This window comes from Geobacter sp. (assembly GCF_027327745.1).
Lineage (GTDB): Bacteria > Desulfobacterota > Desulfuromonadia > Geobacterales > Geobacteraceae > Geobacter.
This window is the reverse complement of sequence record NZ_DAHVYG010000068.1, coordinates 24,848-49,106: the sequence shown is the minus strand read 5'-3', so window position 1 is coordinate 49,106 and position 24,259 is coordinate 24,848. Positions and strand designations below refer to the sequence as shown.

Genomic DNA, 24,259 nt, shown 5'->3' with positions numbered 1-24,259 from the left:
GGGTTAACAACTTGTGGAGGTTTCTGTAATGTTCTCACGGCCTGTTCTGGCCCTGAGCCTGGGAGCGGTTCGTCATGCTCCACGCCCTGCGTAACGCCGCCAACGTGCTCGCATGCATTCCTACGAAAGATTTTCCTTTCTTTTCCCATTGCGAAATGCTGGCAGCGGTGACACCGATTCGTGAGGCAAATACAGTCTGGGTTTCGCCGAGTGCCAGCCGCCATGAGCGGATGGCATTCCCGGTGAGTGGTTCGGGGAAGGGGGGCGATTCGTTCGCGGAATTCCCTTTCAAATCAGCCTTGACGGAACGGGTACTCTTTGCAGCGGGTTTCGTCTTCTCGGCTGTCGCCTCTGCTCTGATCTTGCGGGCGGCTGCAAGCCTTTTCTGTGTTCTTGTAAGGTGTTTGTCAGGTTTTTCCTCCTCGGGTTGTTTCGTCAGGTGATGAGGCATTTCGACAGGTGAATCAGCCGCCGTTTCGGCAATTTCGATCCCGAAGACATCGGCGATTCCGGACGCGGCGATCCTGCGGCGGGAGGTTCCTCCCTTCGCTGCATCGGGGATTGCGGCGGTCATATCGACCAGTTCCTCGTGGTTTACCCCGCGCAGCAGGAAGAGCATCTCGGGCGATTTGTCCAGCCGCGCGCCCACCCCGTAAAGTACCGCCGCAACATGCTTGCACATGCCAGCCCAGTCCGGGCAGTCACAGTCGAATTTCATCTCGCCGGGAAGCGGGAAAAGCCCCTCTTTGCGGTGCGTGACCACTTCCATGACCCCGTGGTCGAGTTTCCCCTTCAAAAGGTCGATCAGCGAACCGAGAATTGGCTTATGAACATGGCTACACTTCCGCTGTTTGATTTGGAGGCAAGGATAGGTGTCGCCATCGTTGAAACATCTCCATGTCACCTGCGCCATCATCGAGCGTGACGGCCTCGTCCTTGCCGCCCAGCGAAGCGCCGCCATGAGCCTGCCGCTCAAGTGGGAGTTTCCCGGCGGCAAGATCGATCCCGGCGAATCGCCCGAAGAATGTCTCCGACGGGAGCTGGTGGAAGAGATGGGTATTCACGTGCGCGTGGGGCAAAGCCTTCCCGCCAGCACACATCAGTATCCGACGTTCACGGTCACGCTCCATCCGTTTGTCTGCACCATCGAAACGGGCGAGATCGTCCTTCACGAACACGCTGCCATCGCGTGGCTACCCCCGAATGAACTCCACACCCTCGACTGGGCCGAGGCCGATGTGCCGGTGATTGAGTCGTATCGCGCCGAACGGGGCGAGGGCTTTTGATGAAATACCTACCTGAACGCGGCCATCGAAGGGGGGACCGGGAGGTTTTTCTTCTGGCCCTGCGCAACGTGGCCGAGGCCAATGCGGCGTCGGGTCATGGGGCGTCGGGCCCGATCTCAGGTATGCGGGGCAGGTGAGCTCCTGCGACTCTTCGGGAGACGGAGGTAGACAGGCGGCCTTAATCCCTGGCCATCCAGGATCTGCTTCCCACCGGCACTGACAGTTAACGCTTCTATGTCGAGCATTTACCTCCCTGCAGAGAGCTGTCCGCGCCCTTACTTTCCATCGAAAGGAATCTCCTACCCATCCTCGAACTTCGTCCCTTTCCTGCACCAGCGACCGCCGCTGATGATTGATGTCCACCTCGGTATCCGCGTCATCGGCGAGATAGTCGTAGATGTCCGGGGCGTCGATGTCGACGGCGTTGCCGTAGTTTGCCGCGCGGGAAACCCCCGTTCCCTTCTCCGCCAGCGCCTCGAGCAGGGTGACGAGGATCGCGCCGCTCTGGGAGACCACTGCCGACTTTCCTCAAGTCTTCATCTCCTTGAACTTTCGGGCAGTTGAAGGCACCGCTAAAGAATTCATGAATCTGCACGATGAGAAGAAGTATGGTGAACAACCACATGAATGCGGCCCGCTAAAATCCCCCAGAGGTATCTCAGAAATGAAAAAGCTTTCCAACTTCATTGTGGTTTGCACGTGCGGCATCACGGTACTCATGGTCCTGCTCATGTACCTGCTGGTTTCGCTGGGTTACGAGCAGATCGTGGAGCGGCGGGTGGAAAAAAATGCCAAGACCGTGGCGGACATGACCTTTAATGCTCTGTATCATGTCATGAGGAAGGGGTGGTCGCAGAAGGAGGTCTCTGAATTCCTCGACAGCAACAGGCGACTTTTCAGCGGTACCAACGTGAGTGTCGTCGTCTATCAGAACGAGGCTGCCGCTGCACGTCAGGGGCGCAGCTTCGACGTGATGCCCGACCAAAATGTCCGGGACGTGTTCAGAAACGGCATGCAGAGAAGCTTTCGGACCGGCTCCGTCATCAGGCATGTCTATCCCCTCATAGCCTCCGCCGAATGCCTTGGCTGCCATACAAAGGCCCGCAGCGGCGAGGTCCTCGGCGTAATAGACTCACGCATCGACATTGCCGAAGAACTGAACGACGCCCGTCGCAAGATCTTCGTGTTACTGGCGATAATTGCGCTCTTGCCCCTGTCAGCGGTCTTTCTTCTGGCAAATGCCTTCAGCCGAAGGGTTCGCAGCTCGGTGGCCGATCTTCACAGCCGGATCACGGGGGTTAACAGGATAAGCGACCTGAGAACGCTTGAGTTTCAGGATCTCAAGCTGGGCTTTACCGAATTCTCCGACCTGTTCGCCGAGATGAAGATGATCATCGGCAAACTCCGGGACGTGGCCATAGACAAGGATGTTCTGGAGTTCGAGGTCAAACTCCTCGAACGCTTCATCATCACGTCCGAGGTCGTCAGGGATTGGAAAGCCCATGTGAACCATATCCTCATCGAGATCAACGCGATCATGGAGACCTACTTCTTTTTCTCGCTCTTCATGGTAGACGAAGAGTCCTACGATCTGGAGGTATTCTGGCGCAACACCCCCAGCGAACATATAAAGGAGACCCTGGAGGCGCTCCTCCGGGACAGGCTTGCCAAGAGCCCCCGCTTCCAGCATATCGAACCGCAACAGCTGCACATTATCCACAACGTGGCACTTCCCCTGGCAACTCTCCCCGAACTCCGGGAGGAAGAGCTGGAATTGCAGACCAAGGCCCTGTTCCTCGAAGCTCCGCGCATAGGCGGGATCGTCGGGATCGGCGTCGTTTCGGAACTGGCGCAGTATCCGGCACGGGCGCTGGTGATCGAGAGCATACTCGCCACCCTGCTCAATGTGGTCGGTTCGGTGAAAGCCATTTACCGGTACACCAAAGAGCTTGAATTCTACGCGACGAGGGACCCTCTTACCAACCTCTGCAACCAGCGCGTCTTCTGGGAACTGCTCGGCCACGAGCTCGACAGGGCATCCAGATACGACTACAGCTTTGCGCTGCTTCTCATCGATATCGACAACTTCAAGATCGTCAACGACTCCTATGGCCACACCTTCGGCGACCGGATGCTGCAGGAGATCAGCGAAATCATGAGGTCTGCGCTCAGACGAGGGGATATCCCGGCCCGCTACGGCGGGGATGAATTTGCCGTGATCCTTCCCGAAACCGACGGGCAGCAGGCGTACCTTGTGGCGAAACGGATAATAGACAATTTGAATGAGCTCTCAATCCAGGCCCCCGACGGCGAGAGCCTGAAAGCCACTGTCTCCATCGGCATCTCCCTGTTCCCCACCCATGGGAAAACTTCGAAGGAACTCTTCATGATGGCCGACAACATGCGGTACAGGGCCAAGGCATCGGGGAAGAACCAGGTCTCTATTCCCACGGACGAGGATCTTGCCGAGGTCTACCGGATGATCGGCGAAAAAAACATCCTGATCATGAAAGCCATCGAGGGGCGGCGCATCGTCCCCCACTTCCAGCCGATCGTTAATGTACAAACCGGCGTGGTTGAGGCCCACGAGGTCCTCATGCGGATAAATCTCCCCGAAAAGGTCATGCGCGCCGATGAGTTCGTCCACATTGCCGAGGCAATGGGGGTCATCAGCAAGATGGACTACATCCTCATGGAGAAGGTATTCGAAAAGGTCAGTGAAACCGCATACAGCGGCTATATTTTCATCAACATCTCGCCCAAGGCCCTGATACTGAACGAATACATCCCGACATTGCGCAGACTGACGAAAGAATACGGGATCGATCCCTCCAGGATCGTCTTTGAAATCACCGAACGGGAAACGGTGAAGAATCTGACGCTTCTGGAGCGCTTTGTCCTTGACCTCAAATTCGAGAACTACAAGTTTGCCATAGACGACTTCGGCTCCGGCTTTTCGTCATACCAGTATCTGAAGCGCTTTCCAGTGGATTTCATCAAGGTCGAGGGTGACTTCGTCAGGGGGATGGCCGGCGGAGGCGTTATGGACATCTCCATTGTCAGGAGCATCGCGACCCTTGCCAATGGACTCGGCATTAAGACGGTGGGGGAGTACGTGGAGAGCGAGGAAATTCTTAACGCCGTCGGCGAGGTCGGCCTCTCCTACGCCCAGGGATTCCACGTCGGCGTGCCGTCTCCCGATCTTGTCATCGATGGACGGGTACCCAGCCGCGATTAAAGTAGCGGACAACCTCAGACGAACTGTTGAGAGCCCTGGCTCTCATCCCGACCTCCCCCCATTCTGTGAGCGCCACCATCGAGGTGGCCCATTCTCGATCATTCGCCTGTCAGCCCCCTCATCCGTTTTTCCTTCGCCCGACCTTCGGCCTCTCTCTCGCTCGGTGAGGGGAGAAAGGTGCCTCATGATCTGCCTGCCGAAAACCGGCCAGCGCGTTTGCGCGTGACGAGATCCGTTCCCTTCGATGGACAGCGGGAAATTTTGTGCGAGACTTCTCTTACGGGCCGGGGCGACGCTGCTGCGGCAGATTGGGAGGGATTTCTCATGGCGGGAACGACGATCTGGAAAGGAACTATCCGTTTCGGCGAGACGAGCGTGCCGGTGAAGCTGCATGCGGCGGTGAAGGAGGAGCGGATCCAGTTCCATCTCCTGCACCGGGGGGATCTGGTGCGGCTGCACCAGCTGATGATCTGTGCCTACGAAAAGAAGCCGGTGCCGGTGGAGGCGCAGACCAGGGGGTTCGAGGTGGAGGAGGGGAAATATCTCCTCGTCGACCCGGAGGAGCTGGAACAGACCGCCCCCGAAGGGAGCCGGCAGATCGAGGTCCACGAATTCGTCCCGACCGGCCAGCTTCTCCCCGTCTTCCTCGACCGCGTCTACTACCTGGAGCCGGACACGATCCTGGGCGGCTACAACGAGCTGGCGGAGGTGCTGACCGAGCTGGATGTGGCGGGGATCTGCAGCTGGACCATGAGAAAACGCTCCTACCTCGGGGCCCTGCAGGCGAGGGACAGGGTCCTGCGCCTCACCACCCTGCGTTATGCCGACGAACTGGTTTCGGTGACCGCGCTCGGGCTGCAGGAGATTCCGGTCACCGACCGGGAGCTGGAGATCGGCAGCGAGCTGATCAACCGGCTGACCGCCCCGTTTCAGCCGGAGAAATTCGTCAATGAGCATCAGCAGAAGCTGCAAGCGCTGATCGAGAAAAAGGCCCGCGGTGAAAAGATTGCGCTTCTGCGCCCCCGGCTCCTGGAGCCGACCGCGTCGGAGCAGCTGCTGGAGGCGCTGGAGGCGAGCCTGAAGAAGGTCGCCTGAAGGGGGACGTCACATGGCCCTGCAAGGCATCTGGAGTGGGACGATCAGTTTCAGTCTGGTGGCGATTCCGGTCCAGCTGGTCCGGGCCGTCTCTCCCGGCCGGATCTCGTTTCGCCTGCTCCACGAGACGGATTACTCGCCCTTGGCGCGGCGGATGTTCTGCCCGGCGCAGGAAGCGCTGGTGCCGCCGGAGGAGATCGTGCGGGGGTACGAGATCGCTCCCGACCGCTACATCCCGATAACCGACGAGGAGCTGGAGTCGGTGTCGCCCGAGCGGAGCCGGACCATCGAGATCGTCGAGTTCATCGACCGGAACGAAGTGGACCCGGTCTATTTCGAGCACCCCTATTACCTCGTCCCTTTGAAAGGGGGGGAGAAATCCTACCGGCTGCTGGCCGAGGTGCTGCGCCGGACCAACCGGGCCGGGCTCGCCAAATTCGTGCTGGCCGAGCGCGAGTATCTGGTGGCGGTCACCGGCACGGAAGGGGCGCTGACCGTGACCACCCTCCATTACCGCGAGGAGGTCCTCGCCGCCGAAGAGCTTGCGCCGAAGGAGGCGAAGAGCGCGGCCGCAGTGAAAAGCCGGCTGAAACAAAGCATCGCCCGGCTTACCGCCGACTTCGCCCCCGGAAAATATGCGGACGCGCGGCGGGAGAAGATCCTGGCGCTCCTGAAGCGGAAGGCGGAGGAAACTGCTCCGGTGGCAGCTCCAGTAGCGGAGGAGGAAGAGGGAGCGGGGCCGCCCGACCTGGTCGCCGCGCTGGAGGAGGCGATGCGCGACGTGAAGAAGAACCGGTGAGCCGGCAGTTTGTCGACATCGCCGGACGCCGGCTCTCGCTCTCCAACCTGGAGAAGGAGCTCTATCCCGCCGCCGGATTCACCAAGGCCCACGTCCTGGAATACTACCGCCGGATGGCGCCGTTCATCCTCCCCCACTTGAAAGAGCGGGCCTTGACCCTGAAGCGCTATCCGGACGGGGTGGAAAAGGGGTTCTTCTTCGAGAAGCGCTGTCCGCCTCACCATCCGGCCTGGGTCGAGACGGCCGAGGTTCGCGGCGATGACGGCGAGCTGCTGACGGCCTGTCTGGTCAACGACCGGCAGACACTGATCTGGGTGGCGAACCTGGCCTGCCTCGAGCTCCACGTGCCGCTGGCCCGGGTCGGGTCCCCCGCGACCCCCGATTCCATGGTCTTCGACCTGGACCCCGGCGAGGGGGCGGATATCCTGGCCTGCGCCCGGGTGGCGCTGATCCTCCGGGAGCTGCTCTCCCGGCTGGGGCTCGAAAGCTTTGTCAAGAGCTCGGGCCGGAAGGGGCTCCACGTTTTCGTCCCCCTGAACCGCCGGGAGACGACCTTCGAGGATACCCGGATATTTTCCAAAACGGTAGCGGTGATCCTGCAGAAACATTATCCGGAGTTGGTGACCGCCAAAATGGCCAGGGAGCAGCGGCAGGGGAGGGTGTTCATCAACTGGTCCCAGAACGATGCCTCGAAGACGATGATCTGCGTCTACTCCCTGCGGGCCCGGGAAGAACCGTTCGTTTCCGCTCCCCTGACCTGGGAGGAACTGGCAGAGCTGGAACGGCTTCACAACCCGGAAAGGTTCCAGCTCAGCCCGGCGGAGGTGGTGCGCCGGGCCGATACGATGGGGGACCTGTTTGGGGAGATGCTGGTGAAGGAGCAGAAACTGCCGCACTTGTGAAGAGATGCTGAACCCCCCTTGACGGGCAAAGGCAAATCCCCCTAAATCCCCCTTTGTCAAAGGGGGACTTGGCATGAAGCAGGACTTTCCACCATGGGCTTGAAGGAATACGCCGCCAAAAGGAAATTCGGGGAGACGCCGGAGCCGGCGCCGGGAGCGCGCCAGGAGGAGGACGCTCTCGTCTTCGTGGTGCACAAGCACGCCGCCCGCGCCCTCCATTACGATCTCCGGCTGGAGCTGGAGGGGGTACTGAAGAGCTGGGCCATCCCCAGGGGGCCGTCGCTGGATCCAGCGGTGAAGCGGCTGGCGGTGATGGTTGAGGACCATCCGTTCGCCTACCGGGATTTCGAGGGGGTGATCCCGGAGGGAAACTACGGCGCCGGCAGCGTCATCATCTGGGACCGGGGCCCTTACCGGCACCCCGCCGCGCGGGACCGGACGGAGAGCGAGCGGCTGCTTCGGGAGGGACTGGTCAGGGGAGAGCTGAAGTTCGTCCTGGAGGGGGAGAAGCTGCAGGGGGAATTCGCCCTGGTGAAGACGGGAAGGGACGGGAAGTCGTGGCTCCTCCTGAAGAAAAAGGACCGCCATGCGAGCGGCCGGGACGTGCTCGGCGAGAACCGTTCGGTGGTCTCCGGCAGGACCCTGGAGGAGGTGTTCGCCGCCGCACCGGAGGAACGTTCCGGCCGAAAGAAGGTCGAGCAGATCCGTTTCCGGGAGGCGCTGGAGAGTGAGGTGCTGCAGGCCGCGCCGCCCGGACCGATGCCACACGCCGTGAAACCGATGCTCGCCACCCCGGTGCGGGAACCGTTCGACGATCCTGAGTGGCTCTTCGAGGTGAAATGGGACGGCTACCGCGCCATCGCCGAGATCCGGGACGGGGAGGTGTCGCTCTATTCCCGGAAGCTGATCCCGCTGAACCGGAAGTATCCGCTGCTGGTGGAGGCGCTGCGGAAACTCGGTTTCGAGGTCGTGCTGGACGGCGAGATCGTCGTCGTGGACGAGGGGGGAAAGCCCGATTTCCAGCTGCTGCAGAACTACGGAAAATCCGGACGCGGCCATCTGCTCTACTACGTCTTCGACCTCCTCCACTTCCAGGGGCGCGACCTGACCGGCCTTTCCCTGCTCGACAGAAAGGAACTGCTGAAAAAGGTCCTCCCGCCGCTCCCGCACATCCGGTTCAGCGATCATGTCCGGAGCGAGGGGGTGCTGTTCTTTCGGGTCGCCAGGGAAAAGGGGCTGGAGGGGATCGTCGCCAAGCATGCCCGCAGCACCTACCGGATGGGGAGCCGGAGCCGGGAGTGGCTGAAGGTGAAGACCCGGCCGACCCAGGAGGGGGTGATCGCCGGATTCACCGCGCCGCGGGGTGGGAGAAGGCATTTCGGCACCCTGGTCCTGGGGGCCTTCGAAGGGGACGAGCTGGTCTACATAGGACATGCGGGAGGCGGATTCACGGCGAAAGAGCTGCAGGAAATCCGCCAGCGGCTGGAGCCCCTCATCCGGAAGGAGTGCCCTTTCAAGGTAGAGCCGAAGACCAATGCCCCGACCACCTGGGTAAGGCCGGAGCTGGTCTGCGAGGTGGCCCTGGCCGGCTGGACCGGGGACGGCATCATGCGGCAGCCGGTTTTCCTCCGGCTGCGCGAGGATAAGGACGCCGGCGAGGTGGTGCGCGACCGCGCCGGCGAAGGAGAGTGAAAGATGAAAATCCATGTCGGGACGAGCGGCTACGCCTACCAGGAGTGGAAGGGGATCTTCTACCCCGAGAAGATCTCCCCCAAGCAGATGCTCCGCTTCTACGGGGAACGCCTCAACGCGGTGGAGATCAACTACACCTTTCACCACATGCCCACCGAACGGGTCCTCGCCCCCTGGGGGGAGCAGGTCCCCGACGATTTCGCCTTCGCCCTCAAGGCGCCCCAGCTCATCACCCACCTGAAGCAGCTGCGCAATGTGGGGGAGGAGGCCGACTACTTCTTCAGGACCCTGAAGGTGCTGGGGAAGAAGCTCGGGCCGGCACTGTTCCAGTTTCCGAAGAGCTTCCACACCAAAAAGAACCGCCCGGCGCTGGAGGAGTTTCTCGCCCTGATCCCCGCCGACATCCTCTGTGCCTTCGACTTCCGCAGTCCGACCTGGCTCGATGCCGGGATTGCGGATCTCCTGCGCGAAAAGGGGTGCAGCCTGTGCATCGAGGATACCGACGAGAGCCCGGCATCCGCTATCGTCGCCACCGCGCCGTGGGGGTACCTGCGGCTGCGCCGTTCCGCCTACACGGATGCCGAGCTCTCCCAATGGCTGGAACGGATCCGGGTGCAGCGGTGGGAGAGGGTGTTCGTCTTCTTCAAGCACGAGGAAGAGGGGGGCGGGCCGGTGGTGGGGCCCGAAATCGCGCTCCGTTTCCGGGCGCTGGCCACGGCCGGAAACGGATGATTTTTCCCGGATCCGCATTATACTTTTCGAAAGGGATTTCGATGGCGACAGCCCGGCAAGGGCCTGCCGCAAAGGAGCACCTATGGGACGGACAGCGATCTGGATGCGCGCGGTGAGTCTCCTGGTCATCGTTCTGTTGACGATGCCGATGGCGACCATGGCGCAGAACGACGGGAATGAACGGGAGAATTTTTCCAAAGAGCAGCTCGCCCAGCTGCTGGCGCCGATCGCCCTCTATCCGGACGAATTGATCGCCCAGATCCTGATGGCCTCGACCTATCCCCTGGAGATCGTCATGGCGGACCGGTGGGCCCGGCAGCACAAGGAGCTCCAGGGGGAGGAACTGGCCCGGGCGCTGGAGGAGCAGACCTGGGACCCGAGCGTCAAGTCGCTGGTGAACTTCCCCTCCGTGCTGGCGATGCTCAGCGAAAAGCTCGATCTCACCACCAAGCTCGGCGACGCGTTCCTGCAGCAGAAACAGGACGTGATGGACACGATCCAGGAGTTGCGGCGCCGGGCCGCCGCGGCGGGAAACCTCAAGACCACCAGCGAGCAGAAGGTCGTCGTCGAGAAAGAAACGATCGTCATCGAGCCGGTGACCCCCGATGTCGTCTACGTCCCCATCTACGACCCCTTCGTCGTCTACGGCCCCTGGTGGTACCCGGCGTATCCGCCGTTCTATTTCTACCCCGCCCCTTCGGTGGTGTTCACCTTCGGCTTCGGCATCACCCTCGGCTGGCCGTGGGGGTATGCCTGGGGGGGGTGCGACTGGCGTCATCGCGACATCATCATCAACATCAACCGGAACCTCGCGTTTAACCGGTTCATCGACCGCGCCCGCTACATCAGGCGCTTCGAAGAGCGACGGATCGTCGGGCCGACCGGTCGAGGGGTCTGGGCGCACAACCCGGTCCACCGGCGAGGGGTCGCCTATGTCAATCGGGCGACCGCGCAGCGCTTCGGCCAAATGCCGGCCCGGGCCATCGAGAATCGCCGCGAGGTCCGCGGCTTCGGCAGCGCCGGCCGCTTTGCGCCGCTCCCGCGTGCCGTCTCTCCTCCCCCGCAACCCCGGGGCGGCGGCGCCAGGGAGGGGGTCTCCGTCCCGCGCACCGAACGCCGGGGCATCCGGGTCGAGCGCGGCGAGGTCAGCCGTCCAGCGACGCCGGGCCCGCGGCGGGAAAGCGTTTTCACCGGCAGGTTCGGCCAGGGCGAGCAGGTCCGGCGGTCGAGCGAACGGGGCCGGGCCAGCTTCGGCAGAGGCGGTTTTCCCCGCGGCTTCTCCCAGCCCCGGGGTGGCGGCGGCCGCGGTTTTGAACGGCGCAGATAACCGGCGGGGTCCGGCTGGATAGCCGGCGTCGTTGAGACAATGTTTTCGGAGGAACGATCATGACGGTCACAACATCCCGGATGCAGAGCATCTGCCGCTTCCTGTTCGCCCTGTTGCTGATCCTGTCGCTGGGGGGGACGGCCGTGGCTGCCTCCGCCAAGGCCCGGCAGAAGGGCTTCGCTACGCCGGAAGAGGCGGTGAAGGGGCTGGTGGAGGCGGTGAAGGCCAACAATAACAGGAAGCTGGCGGCGATCCTCGGCCCCGGCTCGGGAGAGCTGATATCGTCCGGCGATCCGGTGGAGGACCGGCAGGGGCGGGAGCGGTTCGTCAAGCGTTACGGGGAGAAGAATCTCATCGAACGGCAGGGTGACGCCCGGGCAATTCTCGTTATCGGCACGGCCGATTACCCGTTCCCGATTCCCCTGGTGAAAAGGGGGCGAGCCTGGTTCTTCGACACCGGGGCCGGCCGGCGGGAGATCCTGAACCGGCGGATCGGCCGCAACGAGCTGGAGGTGATGGACGTCCTGCACGCTTACGTCGATGCCCAGCGCGAGTTTGCGGCCAAGGATCACGACGGCAACGGCGTGCTCGAATTCGCCCAACGGCTGAACAGTACGCCGGGGAAGCACGACGGCCTTTACTGGGAAGCGCGGGAGGGGGAGGAGGAGAGCCCCTTCGGCCCCCTGGCGGCCCGGGCGGATTGCCAGGGGTATGGCCCCGGGTTCAAGTCGGCGACGCTCGAACCGTTTCACGGCTATTATTTCAAGGTGCTCAAGGCGCAGGGCAAAGACGCGGAGGGGAGAGCGTTCGACTACGTGGTCAACGGCAGGATGATTCTCGGTTTCGCCATGGTTGCCTATCCGGCGAAGTATCGGGCCTCCGGGGTCATGACCTTCATTGTCAACCAGAACGGGGTCATCTATCAGAAGGACCTCGGCAAAGAGACCGCCCGGCTCGCCACGGCAATGAAAATCTACAATCCCGACCCAAGCTGGAAAAAGGTCGAGCAGGGGCAGCCCGATAAAAAATGCCCCTGAATCCTCAGGGGCTTTTTTCAACTGAGAGGACGCTGAAACTTATACTTTTCTTACGTTGGTCGCCTGCAGCCCCTTCGGCCCCTTTGTCACCTCAAACGTTACCTTGTCGCCTTCGGCGAGGCTCTTGAAGCCTTCGCCCGCGATGGCGGAAAAATGCACGAAGATATCCTCGCCGTCTTCCCGAGTAATGAAACCGAACCCCTTGCTGTCATTGAACCATTTCACCGTGCCTTTTTCCATGATGTACGTTCTCCTGATGTTCGTTTTTTCTCCGGGGGAACCCGCGGCAGTTGGTAAACCGTAACAAAGATGCGTGCAATGTCAAACGCCTGAAATTCGGACTGTTGGTCAAGCGTATCAGGTTTTTTCCCGGTTGACCCGTAACGGGAATTGGCTTATTGACGATATTTACTTGTGTTACGATGATTCAAGCAATTAACCGCACACTGGAGCAGATAATGAAAGGGACTCTGATTACGACAACCAAAGATGACGCAACGGGTCTGCGTTACGGCATCTATTTGATAAAATTCAACAATAAATTCTGGATCGCCACCTTCGACATCGACCACAGCTTATTGGTCCAGGTGCAGGGAGTCGACCTGTCGGAAGATAAGGTCCCCGAGCCGGTTCAGAGGCAGGTGCAGGAGTGGTTGCTTTGAATGCGAACAACGCCCCGGAACGGCTCCGGACCCCGGAGGTGATGTGAGCGGTCGGGTCATCATGCACGTCGATCAGGACGCCTTCTTCGCCTCGGTGGAGCAGCAGCACGATCCCTCCCTGCGGGGGAAGCCGATCGCCGTCATCGGCTCCGCGGCCCGCACCGTCGTTACCACCGCCTCCTACGAAGCGCGGGCCTTCGGTGTGAGAACCGGGATGACCGTCTGGCAGGCACGGCAGAAATGCCCCCGGATCATCCTCGTCACCGGCAATAACCGCAGATACACCTCCATCTCCGCCCGCATCGTCGAGATGATGCGGCAGTTCACCCCCCAGGTGGAGGTGTTTTCCATCGACGAGGCGTTCCTCGACGTCACCGGCTCCCTGACCCTCTACTCCGGCGCCGAACGGATCGCCTCCCTCCTCAAGGCCGGGATTCGGCACCACTTAGGCCTCACCTGCTCCATCGGCATCGCCCCCAACAAGCTCCTCGCCAAGCTCGCCTCGGAGATGAAGAAGCCCGACGGCCTCACCGTCATCGGACCCGAAGAGGTGGAAAGCGTTCTCGAACCCCTTCCCATCAAGGCGCTCTGCGGCATCGGCGCCAAGATGGAACGGCAGTTGAACCTCCTCGGCATCCGGACCTGCGGCGAGCTCGGCCGCTACCCGGTGGAGCGGCTCAAGCGGAAATTCGGGGTGGTCGGCGAGAAGCTCCATCTCATGGGGCGGGGGATCGACGACTCGCCGGTGGTCCCCCAGGAAGAGGCGGAGGAGGTGAAGTCGGTGGGGCACTCCACGACGCTCGATCACGACATCGAGGACCGTCAGGAGATCCTGCGGTGGCTCCTCCAGCTCTCCGAGATGGTGGGGCGCCGGGCGAGGCGATACAACGTCTGGGGGAAGACTGTCACCCTCTCCATCCGCTACGCCGATTTCGACACCTGGGTGGGACGGCAGGAGACCCTCTCCTCGTACATCAACCAGAGCGCCGACATCTACCGGGCCGCGGTCGCCATCCTCGACACCATCGTCCTGGAGCAGCCGGTGCGGCTTCTGGGGGTGCGGCTAAGCGGCCTGCGCTATGAATCGAACCAGCTGCCGCTCTTCGAGGAGGAGCGGAAGCGGGTGCTCCTCGCCGGGGCCATGGACAGGGTCAACGACCGGTTCGGCGACTTCACCGTCACCTACGGCAGCCTCATGGACGGCGAGCAACGCCGGGAGAAGGGGGCCCACGTCATCTCCCCCGCCTGGCGGCCGGAGGGGATCCGGAACGTGGATGTGAAGTGAAGAGTGAATCCCTGAGCCCGGTTCGGCTGCGAAACAGGGCACATTCGCTCCGGCGGGCTTTCCGGATTCAGGTGATCTCCCGTCAGTGCCTGCGATAGCTCCCCTGCAGCTCGCCCCGCGCCAGGATGTGTCCCTCCATGGCCCGTTCCAGGGCGACCTTGGTGGTGGAGGGGGGAAGCGTCAGCGTGGTGTCGAGGGCGTAGAGCTTGAAGAAGTAGCGGTGGGTCCCCGACGGGGGGCAGGGGCCGCCGTAACGGTTGCGCTTCCAGTCGTTCACCCCCTGGACGGCGCCGGCCGGGACGCTGTTATCCCCGATTTCCCGCGTCTCGGGCGGAATGTTCCACATCACCCAATGGACCCACATCCCCACCGGGGCGTCCGGATCGTCGACGACAAGGGCGAGGGAGCGGGTGCCGGCCGGTACGGTGCCTAGCACCAGCGGCGGGTTCACATCGACTCCGTCGCACGTGAAGCGGGCCGGGATCGTTCCGTGGTGGGCAAATGCCGGACTCGAAATCTGCAGTTCGCTCATTCTGCGTGCCTCCTTTCCGATTGCCGGCAGCGGCGCCACGAACAATCCCGCCAGCAGCCACACCAGCATGATGCGCGTTCCCATCGTTTTTCCCCTTTCCTCCGAATGCAGCACTAACCGGCAGTGCAGAGCTCTTCACCCCTCTTGAGTCAAGGGGGGGTGGGGGAGTTATGTCAGGCCGTTGTCTGAGGAAAGTATAGCGCGGAGACGGAGGGTGGCAAAGGGGCGGGGAAGATTGGAGGATTTCCCGGCTGCAGAAACGACAAAAGGCCGCAGCGGAAGGAGCTGATCCGGCAGTACGCGGCGATCTTCACCAGCGGCCTCCTGGCCGTGAAGCCCTGATCACAGCCCGTGCCGCGCCATCTTGTAGCGGAGGGTGCCGCGGGGGATCCTGAGGAGTTGGGCCGCCTGGAGGACGTTGTAGCCGGTCGTGGCCAGGGCCGCTTCGATCAGTTGTCGCTCGTAGCGGTCGGTGGCGGCTTCGAGACCCAGCGACAGGTCGGCCTCGACCGTGGCGGGGACCGCACGCTCCGGTGCGCCGGCCGGGCTTATCTCGCGGGGGAGGTGTGCGGGGAGGAGCGTCGGGCCGTCGTACATGATGCAGGTCCGCTCGATGGTGTTCTTGAGCTCCCGGATGTTGCCGGGCCACGGATAGTGTTCGAGGATCGCCAGGGCCTCCGGCGAGATCTCCTGGAACGAGCGGGAGAAGCTCCGGCTGTAGCGGTCCAGGTAGTACTTCACCAGGACCGGGATATCCTCCCGTCGCTCGCGCAGCGGCGGGATATGGACCGGAAAGACGTTGAGGCGGTAGAAGAGGTCCTCACGGAAGCTCCCTTCCCTGATCCCGTCCCGGAGGTTGCGGTTGGTGGCGGCAACGACCCGGACGTCGATCTCGATGTTGCGCGTTCCCCCCACGCGGCGGATCCTGCGGTCCTCCAGGACCCGCAAGAGCTTCGCCTGGATGGAGATGTCCATCTCCCCGATTTCGTCGAGAAAGATGGTCCCCTTGTTGGCCTCCTCGAAGAGTCCCGGCTTCCGGTGGCCGGCATCGGTGAAGGCCCCCTTTTCGTGGCCGAAGAGCTCGCTCTCCAGAAGATTCACCGGCATGGAGGCGCAGTTGATCTCGATGAACGGCGCCTCGCGCCGGGCGGAGAGGTGGTGGATGGTGCGTGCGACCAGTTCCTTTCCGGTCCCCGACTCGCCGGTGATGAGGACGGTGGAGACGGGGGAGCGGGCCACCTCCCTCACCTGGCGGATGATCTCCTTCAGTCCCGCTCCGGCCCCTACCAGCGGTACGTTCTCGAACTCGGTCAGGTCCCCCTTGCGGAGGTTGCGCACCTCGCGCCGCAGCGTCTGGGTCTGGAGGGCCAGCTTCACGATGACCCGCAGGGCATCGGCCTTGAACGGCTTCTTCATGTAGTGGTAGGCCCCGAGCTTGAGGGCGTCGACGGCGCTCTCCACCGAGCCGAAGCCGGTGACGATGATCACCAGCAACTCCGGATCGATCCGTTTCAGCTCCTTGAGCACCTCCAGCCCGTCTTCCGTCCCGAGGTTCAGGTCGAGCAGCACCAGGTCCACGTCTTCCTCGGAGACGAGCTGGCGGGCCTGTGCCCCGGTTGCCGCCGCCAGGACCTGGTACCCCTCCTCCGTGAGGATCCGCTCCACGTTCTCGCGGATGAACGCCTCGTCGTCTATTATGAGAATCTTTTCCATGGGTTGCCCCTACCTGTACCTTTCCTGCATCAATTCGGCGAAGGCCCGTGCCGCGGGCGAAAGCTCCCGCCCCGCCCGTTCAGCCAGGCAGAAGGGGCGGGAGATATTCAGCTTTCTCACCGCAATCACCGCCAGTTCCCCCCGTGCCAGTTCCCTGCGGATCGAGATCTCGGAAAGAAACGCCACTCCCAGCCCGCCGGCAACGGCCCGCTTGACCGCCTCGGTGCTGCCGAGGCAGGCCCTGACCCGCAGACTCTCGGGGAGGATGCCGGCCGCTCTCAGGGCCTCGGCAACCGCACGTCCCGTACCAGACCCGGCCTCGCGCACGATGAACTCCAGCCCTCCGAGCTCGGCCGGGGCAACAGCGCCCCCCCCCGCCAGCGGGTGGTCCGGACGGGCCACCAGCCGTATCTCGTCGCGGCCGAAGGGGGTGAAGGTTATTCCCTCCTCCTCGAAGCGGCTCCCCACCACCCCGATCTCGATCTCTTCCCGAATGAGCCGGTTGACGGTCTCCCGGCTGTCACCCTGCAGCAGGGTGAGGGAGATGCCGGGGTAGCGGTCGAAGAAGTGGGGGAGCGACTCCGGGATCAGGTAGTCGCCCGGGATGGTGCTGCCGCCAACCCTGAGCGCCGCTTCTTCGACCCCCCGGAAGCGGCGCATGGTGCGCTCGATCTCCCGGGTGTCAGACACCACCCGCCGGGCGTGTTCGAGAAACAGCTTTCCCCCTTCGGTGAGGAGCGCTCCCCGGCTTGTCCGGTCCAGCAGTTTTACCCCGAGCTCGTTCTCCAGGGCGGCAATGTGCTGGCTCACGGTGGACTGGGTGATAAAGGTCGCCTCGGCGCCGCGGGAGAAACTGCCGCTGTCGGCCACCGCCAGAAAGACTTCCAGTTGTTTGAGATTCATGGTGGTATCGCTAGTTTCGATAGGAGCAATCTGTTTGATGAAAAATATCAATTTGACCGGTCTCTGTCAAATCATTAATAATTCACCTGTTTGTTTCAGATGACGAGGAGGTTTCATGAAGAAGTTGTTGTTTCTCACGGCGATGCTGATCGGCATCGTTCTGTCCACTGCCGCCTGGGCCAAGAGCCGGGGAGGCGTCGTAACAGTGGAGGTGGATCTGTCCGCCCGGGAGGGGGGGAAGGAGGCGAGGCTCTGGCTTCCCTATCCGGTCTCCGACACCGACCAGTCCATCACCGCCGTGAAGGTATCGGGCGATTACGCCGAATCCGCCGTCTACACCGACCGGGCCAATGGCACCCCCATCCTCTACGCCCGCTGGCCGGAGACCGCCAGGAGTCGCAAGCTGACCCTCTCCTTTGCCGCCGAACGGCAGGAGGTGATCCGCCGCGACTTTCCGCAGAAGGAAGGGGCGTGGGACCCCACGGATTACCGCCGGTACCTTACCGCCACGAGCCTTGGCCCCGTCGACGGTGAGGTGAAGAAGCTGGCCGACCGCATCACCGGGGGGAAGACGACGGTGCTGGAGAAGGCGAAGGCCATCTACGACTGGACCTGCGAGAACATGTACCGCGATCCGGAGACCATCGGGTGCGGCAGGGGGGATGTCTGTTTCCTCCTCCGGAAGCCGGGGGGGAAGTGCACCGACATCTCCTCGGTCTACGTGGCCCTCTGCCGCGCGGCCGGCGTGCCGGCGCGGGAGATCTTCGGCATTCGTCTCGGCAAGAAGGAGAGCGAGGATATCACCGGCTGGCAGCACTGCTGGGCGGAGTTCTTTCTCCCCGGCTACGGCTGGGTGCCGGTGGACCCCGCCGACGTGCGCAAGGCGATGCTGGTGGAGAAGCTGAAGCCGGAGGACCCCCGGACGAAGGAGCTGCGCGATTACTTCTGGGGGGGGATCGACCCGTACCGGATCAGGATCGCCGTGGGGCGCGACGTGATCCTCAACCCGCCCCAGGCGGGCCAGCCGCTCAACACCTTCGGCTATCCCTACGCCGAAGTGGGAGGGAAGGCGCTCGATTCCTACGATCCGGAGAGCTTTCGTTACACGATCACGTATCGGGAAAAATAGGAGGCGGCGGACCGCCTCCGCAAACGAAGGAGAGAAAGGAAAGGGGGCGCGCGGCCCCCCTTTCCCTTTGGGATGAAGGGATTACTTGAGAGCGTCCGCGATGGAGTTGATTTCTTCCGGGGAGAGGGTGACATGGAACCCCATTCCCCCCACGTTGTTGTCGATGGCGGACTGGATCATCTCGGCGGTCGCCCCCCTCATGTTGGCCATCTTGCCGTGGCAGCTGGCGCAGTTGCTGGTGTAATAGAGGGATGCACCGTCCACGTGTCCCGACCTCATGGCGACCGATCTGGCGCCCCGATTGCTTCGAGCCGGCTGGGGAAGCGAGGGGGTCGTAGAGATCGCATCGTTTGCCGTTGCTCCGGCGGTTGAGAGTCCTTCCCTCAGATTTGGGGCCTGCAGGCGCCCCGCGTCCTGGAGGGCCGTGCTGCCGCTGGCGCTGCCGTGGCCGCCTATCGTGCCGGCCGCCAGGGTCAGGGTGAGTATCCCGTTTGCTGCTATGGTTCTGAATTTCATGGTTTCCTCCTTGAATTCTTGAATTCAGTCGCTTGTTTTTGGAAATAGTCCTTCCGTGTCTTTTCCGTCCCGCAAGGGACGGTCTCCGGAGTCACCCCCTTTCCCCGTGTTATTCGCTTTCACCTCCTCCAGAAACGAAAAAACCGGGCTGCCGCGCTATCTGGTGGTTGATAGTTCGGCAACCCGGCTGTCTGCGTGAGACCCGTGGGCTTTCCGCCCCATCCTCGCGGATGGTTTAGTAGTATCGCTATCCCCCCGCCCTGAAGCCTCGTCGGCCGCGGGGCGGGAAATGCGCTCCTGGTGGCGTTGAAATGGAAAAAGCCGGGCCGCCGCGCTATCTGGTGGTGATAGTTCGGCAACCCGGCTGTCTGCGTGAGACCCTTTGGGCTTTCCGCCCCATCCTCGCGGATGGTTTAGTAGTATCGCTATCAGGAACGCAAGGTTCCTATGTAGAGATGCGTTTTTGTATCAGGAGTGTAATTAAATGTCAATTCATTTTTTCGCGCCACGAAACAATCAGGCCGAAAGTGTTACTTTTTCAGGCTGGTTACGTAGGCGACAAGGGTGTCGACCTCGATTTCCTGCAGTGTGGTTCCGAAGGCGGCATCCCTCCGGGCGAGTTTGCCTTGTATTACTGGTGATTGCACTGCTTAGTCGCTCCCTGTGTCGTATAAACATGTGCCGGAATTGTTAAGTTTGGCCTAATAGATGCATTCCCTCTCTTTGTTTGCACTTTTCGTAATTCCGCGCGCGGTAAATTCCTGACTTTATGGTCGGTGAATGATAAGAACGGCAGAACGAGCCGGCCATTTCGCGTAGCCAATATTGCTTCGATGACCCGGGATGATGAAATGCTGGCATGGAATGTTGTGAACGGAGGGCGTATGGAAAGCGTTGGGCGCCGGTGGCGGCGCATGGCTCCGTGGCTGGTTATGATTTTCATGCTGGTGCCGCAGGGCGCCAGTGAAGCAGCCATCCAGTGTTATGACTGTCACGGGTCTCGAAGTCCCGTCGACTACCGGCCGGTTGATGCTCCGTTCAGAAACGTTTCCAGCGGCGGTATGGTGGGGAGCCACCGCACCCACATGGAGGCCGCCGCCACCCCTTCCGCCTGCGCCAGGTGCCATCCCGGCAGTTCCTCTTACACCCCGTCCCACCGGGACGGGAAAATCAAGCTCTCCGCGAATATCAACACGTCTCCCCTTGCCGCCACCTACCGCAATCAGTCCTCCGCTTTTCTCCAGACCCCGAACTCTTCTCCCGGCACCTGCAGCAACGTAAACTGCCATTTCGAGGCGGAGACGCCGGCGTGGGGCACGGCTCCTCTTGCCGCCCCCGGCGGTTGCGCCACGTGTCACGGGGCTGCGCCCAATGACGGAAACCATCCGGCTGCCTCGGGGCCCGGCAAGAAGCACGGTGATTACCTCGGAACCGGCACCGGGAGCTGCGGATTCTGCCATACCGATCACACGACTGAGCCGGCACCCTTCGGCCATGCCACCACGGCCGGCAGGCGCTCCCTCACCGTCCGGTTCACGAAAGCGCCGAACAGCGGCGGCACTTACAGCGGAACAGTTACCTATCCCTCTTACCTGCCGAGCCAGAGCACGACCCGCAACGGAACCTGCAGCGACCTTTACTGCCACAGCGACGGCCGGGGCGGCGCACCGTTCATCACGGCGCTGTGGTCCGATTCGGGAACCATGAAGTGCTATTCGTGTCATCGCGGCCAGACCTCCGACAGCACCGAGGCGAACTGCACCAGCGTGGGAGGTGTGTGGGACAGCGGCAAATCGAAATGCACCCCCTATCTCAACATGAGCAGCAACGGCCACAACAAGCTGGTGGGGTCCCACTGGATCCGGAAGTACCCCTGCTATTACTGCCACAGCGCCACCACCGATGCGGCGGGGAACATCATCGACACCACGAAGCACGTGAACGGCACGAAGGACGTGAAGATGGCGCCCCAGTGGAACATCGTCGGCCGGGACGAGGCGTCCTACGATCCGGCGACCAAGGTCTGTTCCAACGTCTACTGCCACAGCGACGGCACCACCGATCCCGAAACCGTCCGCGCCTTCCCCTGGACCGCCTCCAAGGCCGGCTGCAACGACTGTCACGGCCACCCGCGGGGTGCCTGCTCGAACACCGGTTGTCATGACGGGCGGATGGAAAACGGGAAGGAGTGGACCCTTCCCGCCCGTTTCGGCACCCTCGGCTCCTACGCCTTCCCTCCGGGCCAGGAATGGATGGAGGCGATGCCGATGTTTGCCAACCAGGGGGCCGGCACTCCCCGCGCCAACTCCCATCCCCGCCATTCGGAAACCAATTTCACCTGCGACAATTGCCATGCCGCCACCGTCATCGGGGATTGCGCCTCCTGTCACAACAGCAGTATCCCAAGCGGGAGCATGGGGGAGTCGTCCCACCTGAACGGCGCCTACCACGTCAACAAGACCAAGGATGTGGTCTTCAGGGATGGCGGCACCTACAACCCGGTCTCCAAGACCTGCTCCAACACCAAGTGCCACACCGGGGGGACCGACCCGGTCTGGGGGGGCTCGGTCAGCAGCGCCGTCACCTGCCTGGGGTGCCACGGCACGTCCGGGGCAGACGTGGACGATTACGGCGGCTTCAACAACGGGGTGCGGGCCAAGATCAACATGACCCAGTGGTACACGGCGGGGCACGGCCGCTACTCGTCGTCCGGCCGCTACCCCGCGTCGGGGAACCCGGCCGCCAATTTTCCCGGCAATCCGTGCTGGTACTGCCACGACAACAACGTCCTGCACAACTACACGAGCAACCGCTTCCGCCTGCGCAGGCATCCCCAGTTCGAACGGCGCTTCGATAAGGAATGCGTCTATTGCCATATGGAAGGTAAGGATTACGAGTGCCGGGGGTGTCACAATGCCGCCGAATCCCTGGCGCCGCAGCTGGCCAATATCACCAGTGCCCAGCGCTTCACCCGGAATCACGGACCCTATGCCGGCGATTCCACGAGTTGCGTGGCTTCCTGCCACACAGACGACGCCACCATCCACAAGACCGGCAGCACCCGCTTCTGGACCCCGGCGGAGAAGGATGACGTCAAGAACCAGTACGTCATGATGGGGGTCTGTCTTCAGTGCCACGACGACGACAGCGGCGGCCAGTGCACGAGCTGCCACACCCCCCCGGCAGACAATCCCGACAAGTATTCGCTCGGCTTCGATCCGAAAATGGAGGGGACCCGCCTGATCAAGCCCAAGCAAGCGCGGGCCTCGGCCAGCCATTTCGGCTACAAGCATTTCCGGGCCTATGAGCAGAGCGGCGTCTGGAAAGGGGGCAAATTCTGCTGGAACTGCCACGACCCCCACGGCGACAGCAACATCTACATGATCCACGACAAGGTCGCCACCACCACCGATGGCCGTCAGGGGGTCCCACAGTCCCTTGCTCCCGTAGTCTTCACCCAGAAGGTGAGCGGCAGCGATTACGTCCGGATCAAAGACCCGCAGAACCCGGATCTCCCCATCAACGGCATCTGCAACGTCTGCCATTCGACCAACAGCAGGCACTACACAAAGGATGGCGGCGACTCCCACAACCTCGGACGGGTCTGCACCGGTTGCCACGAGCACCGCTTCGCCGACAGCCACGCCAACAAGCAGGCGTGCGACAGCTGCCACACCAACAAAAAACCGGTCCCCAAGCATACCGCCTTCGGCCTGCCGCGCGACTGCACCAAATGTCATTCCGGGTCGATCGGCAAGCGGATGGACGTCATGGGGCAGATGAAGGCCAACTCCCACCACGTCCAGGGGGTGGATGTCAACAACCGGCACTGCTATGCCTGCCACTGGGAGGCGACGCCTGAAGGGCTGATCAACCGCCAGTACCACGAAGGATACGACTACAAGAACTACACCTCGGTCAAGAACGCCAAGGTCGACCTGGTGGTCTGGAAGCCCGGCCTGAGACCTATGTTCTACAACACGACGACCGCCGTCCAGTTCCTCGCCGCCAACGTCGGCACGGGGGACGAGCGGGCCGAGGTGAACAAGGTGACCAACCACTGTCTCGGCTGCCACAGCGACCAGAACAACGACACCAGGCCGTTCGACGACTGCAAGACGCCGCGCCAGTACGCCTGGGACCGCCAGAGCATCGCGGCCCGCTATTCCCAGACCGGCACCACGAGCTGGGGCAAGTACAACTCCGCGACCTACCCCAACGCCAACAAGAAGGACACCGTGACCAAGGCCTTCTCCGCCCACGGCAACGCGGTCGCCAACAAGGGGGGATGGAGCGCCGCCACCGGTTACGACGCCGCCATCCCGATCACGCGCGGCAATGCGGGAACGCAGAACGTCCAGTGTTTCGACTGCCACAACTCCCACGGCTCCAAGGCGGTCGGCACCACGTCGGGCTACGTCACCTTCAACGGCACCAGAAACGGCGCCAACCTCAAGGAGACCCAGAAGGGGAAGGGGGGCTACAACGTAACCTACAAGGCCGTCGCCAACTCCACCGGGACCAATCCGTACAATACCGGCGCGGCCCAGTGTTTCGACTGTCACGAGACCGCCACCGGCGGCGTGACCACGCCATGGGGCTACAGCTCCACCTTCGGGGCGACGGCGCCGGTCATGGGCTATATGGACACGTCCCGTTTCGGCCAGACGACCAAGGGGGGGACGGCCCGCCATGCGGAGCGCGACGGCAGGAAAACCATCGTCGGCGGGCACCTGAAGGCCCAGAAGTTTCTCAACTACTCGGCCACGGGGACCATCGGCGGCCTCTGCACCCCGTGCCACGACCCCCACGGCGTTTCCCCGACCCTCGGCTCCAACCAGCCTTACGGCGTGCCGCTCCTGAAAGGTACCTGGCTCAGTTCTCCCTACCAGGACGATGGTGCGCAGCCGCGGCTCGGAACGAGCATTTATGCGACCCCCACATGGAAGTCCGACCGGAATACCCTGTCCACGGACGTCAACAATAACAGCAACCGGATCAGGGAGAACGACAGCCAGTTTGCCGGCCTCTGCCTCAACTGCCACCGGAAGGAGAAACTGACCGACGGCGTCAACAAGAATACCGCGTTCAAGACCCTTGACCGCGTTCATGAATCGGTTCAGGGGTGGGGAGCCAACAACGAGCACTCCTACCCATGTTCGAAGTGCCATCAGCCCCACGTCTCCGGCCTGCCGCGCCTGCTCCAGACCAACTGCATGGACGTGAACCACAGGGGCGGCCAGATGTCGGGGGGGATCGCGAACCGAAGCGGCTGGCGCTGCGGGAACTGGACAGGGTTCCCACGGGGTACCTGGACCGGCCTCTCATGCCACAACGGCAATTCGACCGATCAGAGGTGGAACGATGTGTCGCCCTGGTGATGTAATGTGCACTGACCGAGAAACATCCGG

Annotated in this window: 20 protein-coding genes and 2 riboswitches; of the genes, 13 read left to right on the top strand and 7 right to left on the bottom strand. The window is 62.4% G+C overall.

All coding sequences use genetic code 11. The annotated features are described in order from the left end of the window. Window positions 1-34: 34 nt before the first annotated feature. Window positions 35-916 carry a hypothetical protein gene (locus tag M6689_RS12735; protein WP_298272351.1) on the bottom strand — a complete coding sequence of 294 codons (882 nt, stop codon included), beginning with the start codon at window positions 914-916 and terminating at the stop codon, window positions 35-37. Between M6689_RS12735 and M6689_RS12730 the strand changes: the two genes are divergently transcribed. Beyond that, complete coding sequence (locus M6689_RS12730) at window positions 885-1,286, top strand: (deoxy)nucleoside triphosphate pyrophosphohydrolase (protein WP_298272348.1); 402 nt, start codon at window positions 885-887, stop codon at window positions 1,284-1,286. The genes M6689_RS12735 and M6689_RS12730 overlap by 32 nt on opposite strands. On the opposite strand, the gene M6689_RS12725 is transcribed toward M6689_RS12730, so the two are convergent. Further along, on the bottom strand, window positions 1,194-1,802 hold the full coding sequence (locus tag M6689_RS12725; RefSeq protein ID WP_298272346.1) for a hypothetical protein: 609 nt from the start codon (window positions 1,800-1,802) through the stop codon (window positions 1,194-1,196). The genes M6689_RS12730 and M6689_RS12725 overlap by 93 nt on opposite strands. A 148-nt stretch (window positions 1,803-1,950) precedes the next feature. Between M6689_RS12725 and M6689_RS12720 the strand changes: the two genes are divergently transcribed. From M6689_RS12720 to M6689_RS12685, 8 genes are all read left to right on the top strand, one after another. Next, window positions 1,951-4,524, top strand: coding sequence for a bifunctional diguanylate cyclase/phosphodiesterase (locus M6689_RS12720; protein ID WP_298272343.1), 2,574 nt, complete (start codon window positions 1,951-1,953; stop codon window positions 4,522-4,524). 324 nt (window positions 4,525-4,848) lie between these two features. Further along, window positions 4,849-5,619: a Ku protein gene (locus M6689_RS12715; protein ID WP_298272340.1), complete on the top strand. Its 771-nt coding sequence runs from the start codon at window positions 4,849-4,851 to the stop codon at window positions 5,617-5,619. Between the two features lie 13 nt (window positions 5,620-5,632). Next, window positions 5,633-6,418, top strand: a complete 786-nt coding sequence (locus M6689_RS12710; protein WP_298272339.1) for a Ku protein — start codon at window positions 5,633-5,635, stop codon at window positions 6,416-6,418. Next, window positions 6,415-7,320: a non-homologous end-joining DNA ligase gene (gene ligD, locus M6689_RS12705; RefSeq protein ID WP_298272337.1), complete on the top strand. Its 906-nt coding sequence runs from the start codon at window positions 6,415-6,417 to the stop codon at window positions 7,318-7,320. The genes M6689_RS12710 and ligD (M6689_RS12705) overlap by 4 nt, the downstream gene beginning before the upstream one ends. 93 nt (window positions 7,321-7,413) lie before the next feature. Beyond that, window positions 7,414-9,012: a non-homologous end-joining DNA ligase gene (ligD, locus tag M6689_RS12700; RefSeq protein WP_298272335.1), complete on the top strand. Its 1,599-nt coding sequence runs from the start codon at window positions 7,414-7,416 to the stop codon at window positions 9,010-9,012. A 3-nt stretch (window positions 9,013-9,015) separates the two neighbouring features. Further along, window positions 9,016-9,744, top strand: coding sequence for a DUF72 domain-containing protein (locus M6689_RS12695; protein ID WP_298272334.1), 729 nt, complete (start codon window positions 9,016-9,018; stop codon window positions 9,742-9,744). A gap of 82 nt (window positions 9,745-9,826) precedes the next feature. Continuing rightward, on the top strand, window positions 9,827-11,071 hold the full coding sequence (locus M6689_RS12690; protein WP_298272332.1) for a DUF3300 domain-containing protein: 1,245 nt from the start codon (window positions 9,827-9,829) through the stop codon (window positions 11,069-11,071). A gap of 59 nt (window positions 11,072-11,130) precedes the next feature. Next, window positions 11,131-12,108: a DUF2950 domain-containing protein gene (locus M6689_RS12685; RefSeq protein ID WP_298272330.1), complete on the top strand. Its 978-nt coding sequence runs from the start codon at window positions 11,131-11,133 to the stop codon at window positions 12,106-12,108. A 39-nt stretch (window positions 12,109-12,147) separates the two neighbouring features. Here the strand turns inward: M6689_RS12685 and M6689_RS12680 are convergent, their stop codons facing one another. Beyond that, window positions 12,148-12,348: a cold-shock protein gene (locus tag M6689_RS12680; RefSeq protein WP_298272328.1), complete on the bottom strand. Its 201-nt coding sequence runs from the start codon at window positions 12,346-12,348 to the stop codon at window positions 12,148-12,150. A gap of 218 nt (window positions 12,349-12,566) precedes the next feature. On the opposite strand from M6689_RS12680, the gene M6689_RS12675 reads away from it, so the two are divergent. Together M6689_RS12675 and dinB are read left to right on the top strand one after the other, a co-directional pair. Next, window positions 12,567-12,770, top strand: a complete 204-nt coding sequence (locus tag M6689_RS12675) for a hypothetical protein (protein ID WP_298272326.1) — start codon at window positions 12,567-12,569, stop codon at window positions 12,768-12,770. A 43-nt stretch (window positions 12,771-12,813) separates the two neighbouring features. Further along, a complete protein-coding gene (gene dinB / locus M6689_RS12670; RefSeq protein WP_298272324.1) occupies window positions 12,814-14,055 on the top strand; it encodes a DNA polymerase IV in 1,242 nt (413 codons plus the stop codon). A gap of 82 nt (window positions 14,056-14,137) precedes the next feature. Here the strand turns inward: dinB and M6689_RS12665 are convergent, their stop codons facing one another. From M6689_RS12665 to M6689_RS12655, 3 genes are all read right to left on the bottom strand, one after another. Next, window positions 14,138-14,671 carry a YbhB/YbcL family Raf kinase inhibitor-like protein gene (locus M6689_RS12665; protein ID WP_298272322.1) on the bottom strand — a complete coding sequence of 178 codons (534 nt, stop codon included), beginning with the start codon at window positions 14,669-14,671 and terminating at the stop codon, window positions 14,138-14,140. A gap of 258 nt (window positions 14,672-14,929) precedes the next feature. Next, window positions 14,930-16,300, bottom strand: a complete 1,371-nt coding sequence (locus M6689_RS12660; RefSeq protein ID WP_298272319.1) for a sigma-54 dependent transcriptional regulator — start codon at window positions 16,298-16,300, stop codon at window positions 14,930-14,932. A 9-nt stretch (window positions 16,301-16,309) separates the two neighbouring features. After that, window positions 16,310-17,203: a selenium metabolism-associated LysR family transcriptional regulator gene (locus M6689_RS12655; RefSeq protein WP_298272317.1), complete on the bottom strand. Its 894-nt coding sequence runs from the start codon at window positions 17,201-17,203 to the stop codon at window positions 16,310-16,312. A 115-nt stretch (window positions 17,204-17,318) separates the two neighbouring features. On the opposite strand from M6689_RS12655, the gene M6689_RS12650 reads away from it, so the two are divergent. Then, window positions 17,319-18,332 carry a transglutaminase-like domain-containing protein gene (locus M6689_RS12650; RefSeq protein WP_298272315.1) on the top strand — a complete coding sequence of 338 codons (1,014 nt, stop codon included), beginning with the start codon at window positions 17,319-17,321 and terminating at the stop codon, window positions 18,330-18,332. A gap of 81 nt (window positions 18,333-18,413) precedes the next feature. On the opposite strand, the gene M6689_RS12645 is transcribed toward M6689_RS12650, so the two are convergent. Then, window positions 18,414-18,848 (bottom strand): cytochrome c, encoded by a 435-nt coding sequence (locus M6689_RS12645; protein WP_298272312.1) that lies wholly within the window; start codon window positions 18,846-18,848, stop codon window positions 18,414-18,416. A gap of 174 nt (window positions 18,849-19,022) precedes the next feature. After that, window positions 19,023-19,098, bottom strand: a riboswitch (cyclic di-GMP riboswitch). A gap of 101 nt (window positions 19,099-19,199) precedes the next feature. Then, a riboswitch (cyclic di-GMP riboswitch) is annotated at window positions 19,200-19,276 on the bottom strand. A gap of 456 nt (window positions 19,277-19,732) precedes the next feature. Between M6689_RS12645 and M6689_RS12640 the strand changes: the two genes are divergently transcribed. Further along, entirely contained in the window at window positions 19,733-24,229 is a 4,497-nt protein-coding gene (locus M6689_RS12640; RefSeq protein WP_298272310.1) for a CxxxxCH/CxxCH domain-containing protein, read from the top strand. Window positions 24,230-24,259 lie beyond the last annotated feature (30 nt).

What these genes read in the sequence shown, in the direction of transcription:
- M6689_RS12715 (WP_298272340.1), top strand. Translation starts at nt 4,849, where the DNA reads ATGGCGGGAACGACGATCTGGAAAGGAACTATCCGTTTCGGCGAGACG.
- M6689_RS12720 (WP_298272343.1), top strand. Translation starts at nt 1,951, where the DNA reads ATGAAAAAGCTTTCCAACTTCATTGTGGTTTGCACGTGCGGCATCACG.
- M6689_RS12650 (WP_298272315.1), top strand. Translation starts at nt 17,319, where the DNA reads ATGAAGAAGTTGTTGTTTCTCACGGCGATGCTGATCGGCATCGTTCTG.
- M6689_RS12690 (WP_298272332.1), top strand. Translation starts at nt 9,827, where the DNA reads ATGGGACGGACAGCGATCTGGATGCGCGCGGTGAGTCTCCTGGTCATC.
- M6689_RS12685 (WP_298272330.1), top strand. Translation starts at nt 11,131, where the DNA reads ATGACGGTCACAACATCCCGGATGCAGAGCATCTGCCGCTTCCTGTTC.
- ligD (WP_298272335.1), top strand. Translation starts at nt 7,414, where the DNA reads ATGGGCTTGAAGGAATACGCCGCCAAAAGGAAATTCGGGGAGACGCCG.
- M6689_RS12710 (WP_298272339.1), top strand. Translation starts at nt 5,633, where the DNA reads ATGGCCCTGCAAGGCATCTGGAGTGGGACGATCAGTTTCAGTCTGGTG.
- M6689_RS12735 (WP_298272351.1), bottom strand. Translation starts at nt 916, where the DNA reads ATGATGGCGCAGGTGACATGGAGATGTTTCAACGATGGCGACACCTAT.
- M6689_RS12675 (WP_298272326.1), top strand. Translation starts at nt 12,567, where the DNA reads ATGAAAGGGACTCTGATTACGACAACCAAAGATGACGCAACGGGTCTG.
- M6689_RS12645 (WP_298272312.1), bottom strand. Translation starts at nt 18,848, where the DNA reads ATGAAATTCAGAACCATAGCAGCAAACGGGATACTCACCCTGACCCTG.
- M6689_RS12680 (WP_298272328.1), bottom strand. Translation starts at nt 12,348, where the DNA reads ATGGAAAAAGGCACGGTGAAATGGTTCAATGACAGCAAGGGGTTCGGT.
- M6689_RS12695 (WP_298272334.1), top strand. Translation starts at nt 9,016, where the DNA reads ATGAAAATCCATGTCGGGACGAGCGGCTACGCCTACCAGGAGTGGAAG.
- M6689_RS12665 (WP_298272322.1), bottom strand. Translation starts at nt 14,671, where the DNA reads ATGGGAACGCGCATCATGCTGGTGTGGCTGCTGGCGGGATTGTTCGTG.
- M6689_RS12655 (WP_298272317.1), bottom strand. Translation starts at nt 17,203, where the DNA reads ATGAATCTCAAACAACTGGAAGTCTTTCTGGCGGTGGCCGACAGCGGC.
- M6689_RS12660 (WP_298272319.1), bottom strand. Translation starts at nt 16,300, where the DNA reads ATGGAAAAGATTCTCATAATAGACGACGAGGCGTTCATCCGCGAGAAC.
- M6689_RS12640 (WP_298272310.1), top strand. Translation starts at nt 19,733, where the DNA reads ATGGAAAGCGTTGGGCGCCGGTGGCGGCGCATGGCTCCGTGGCTGGTT.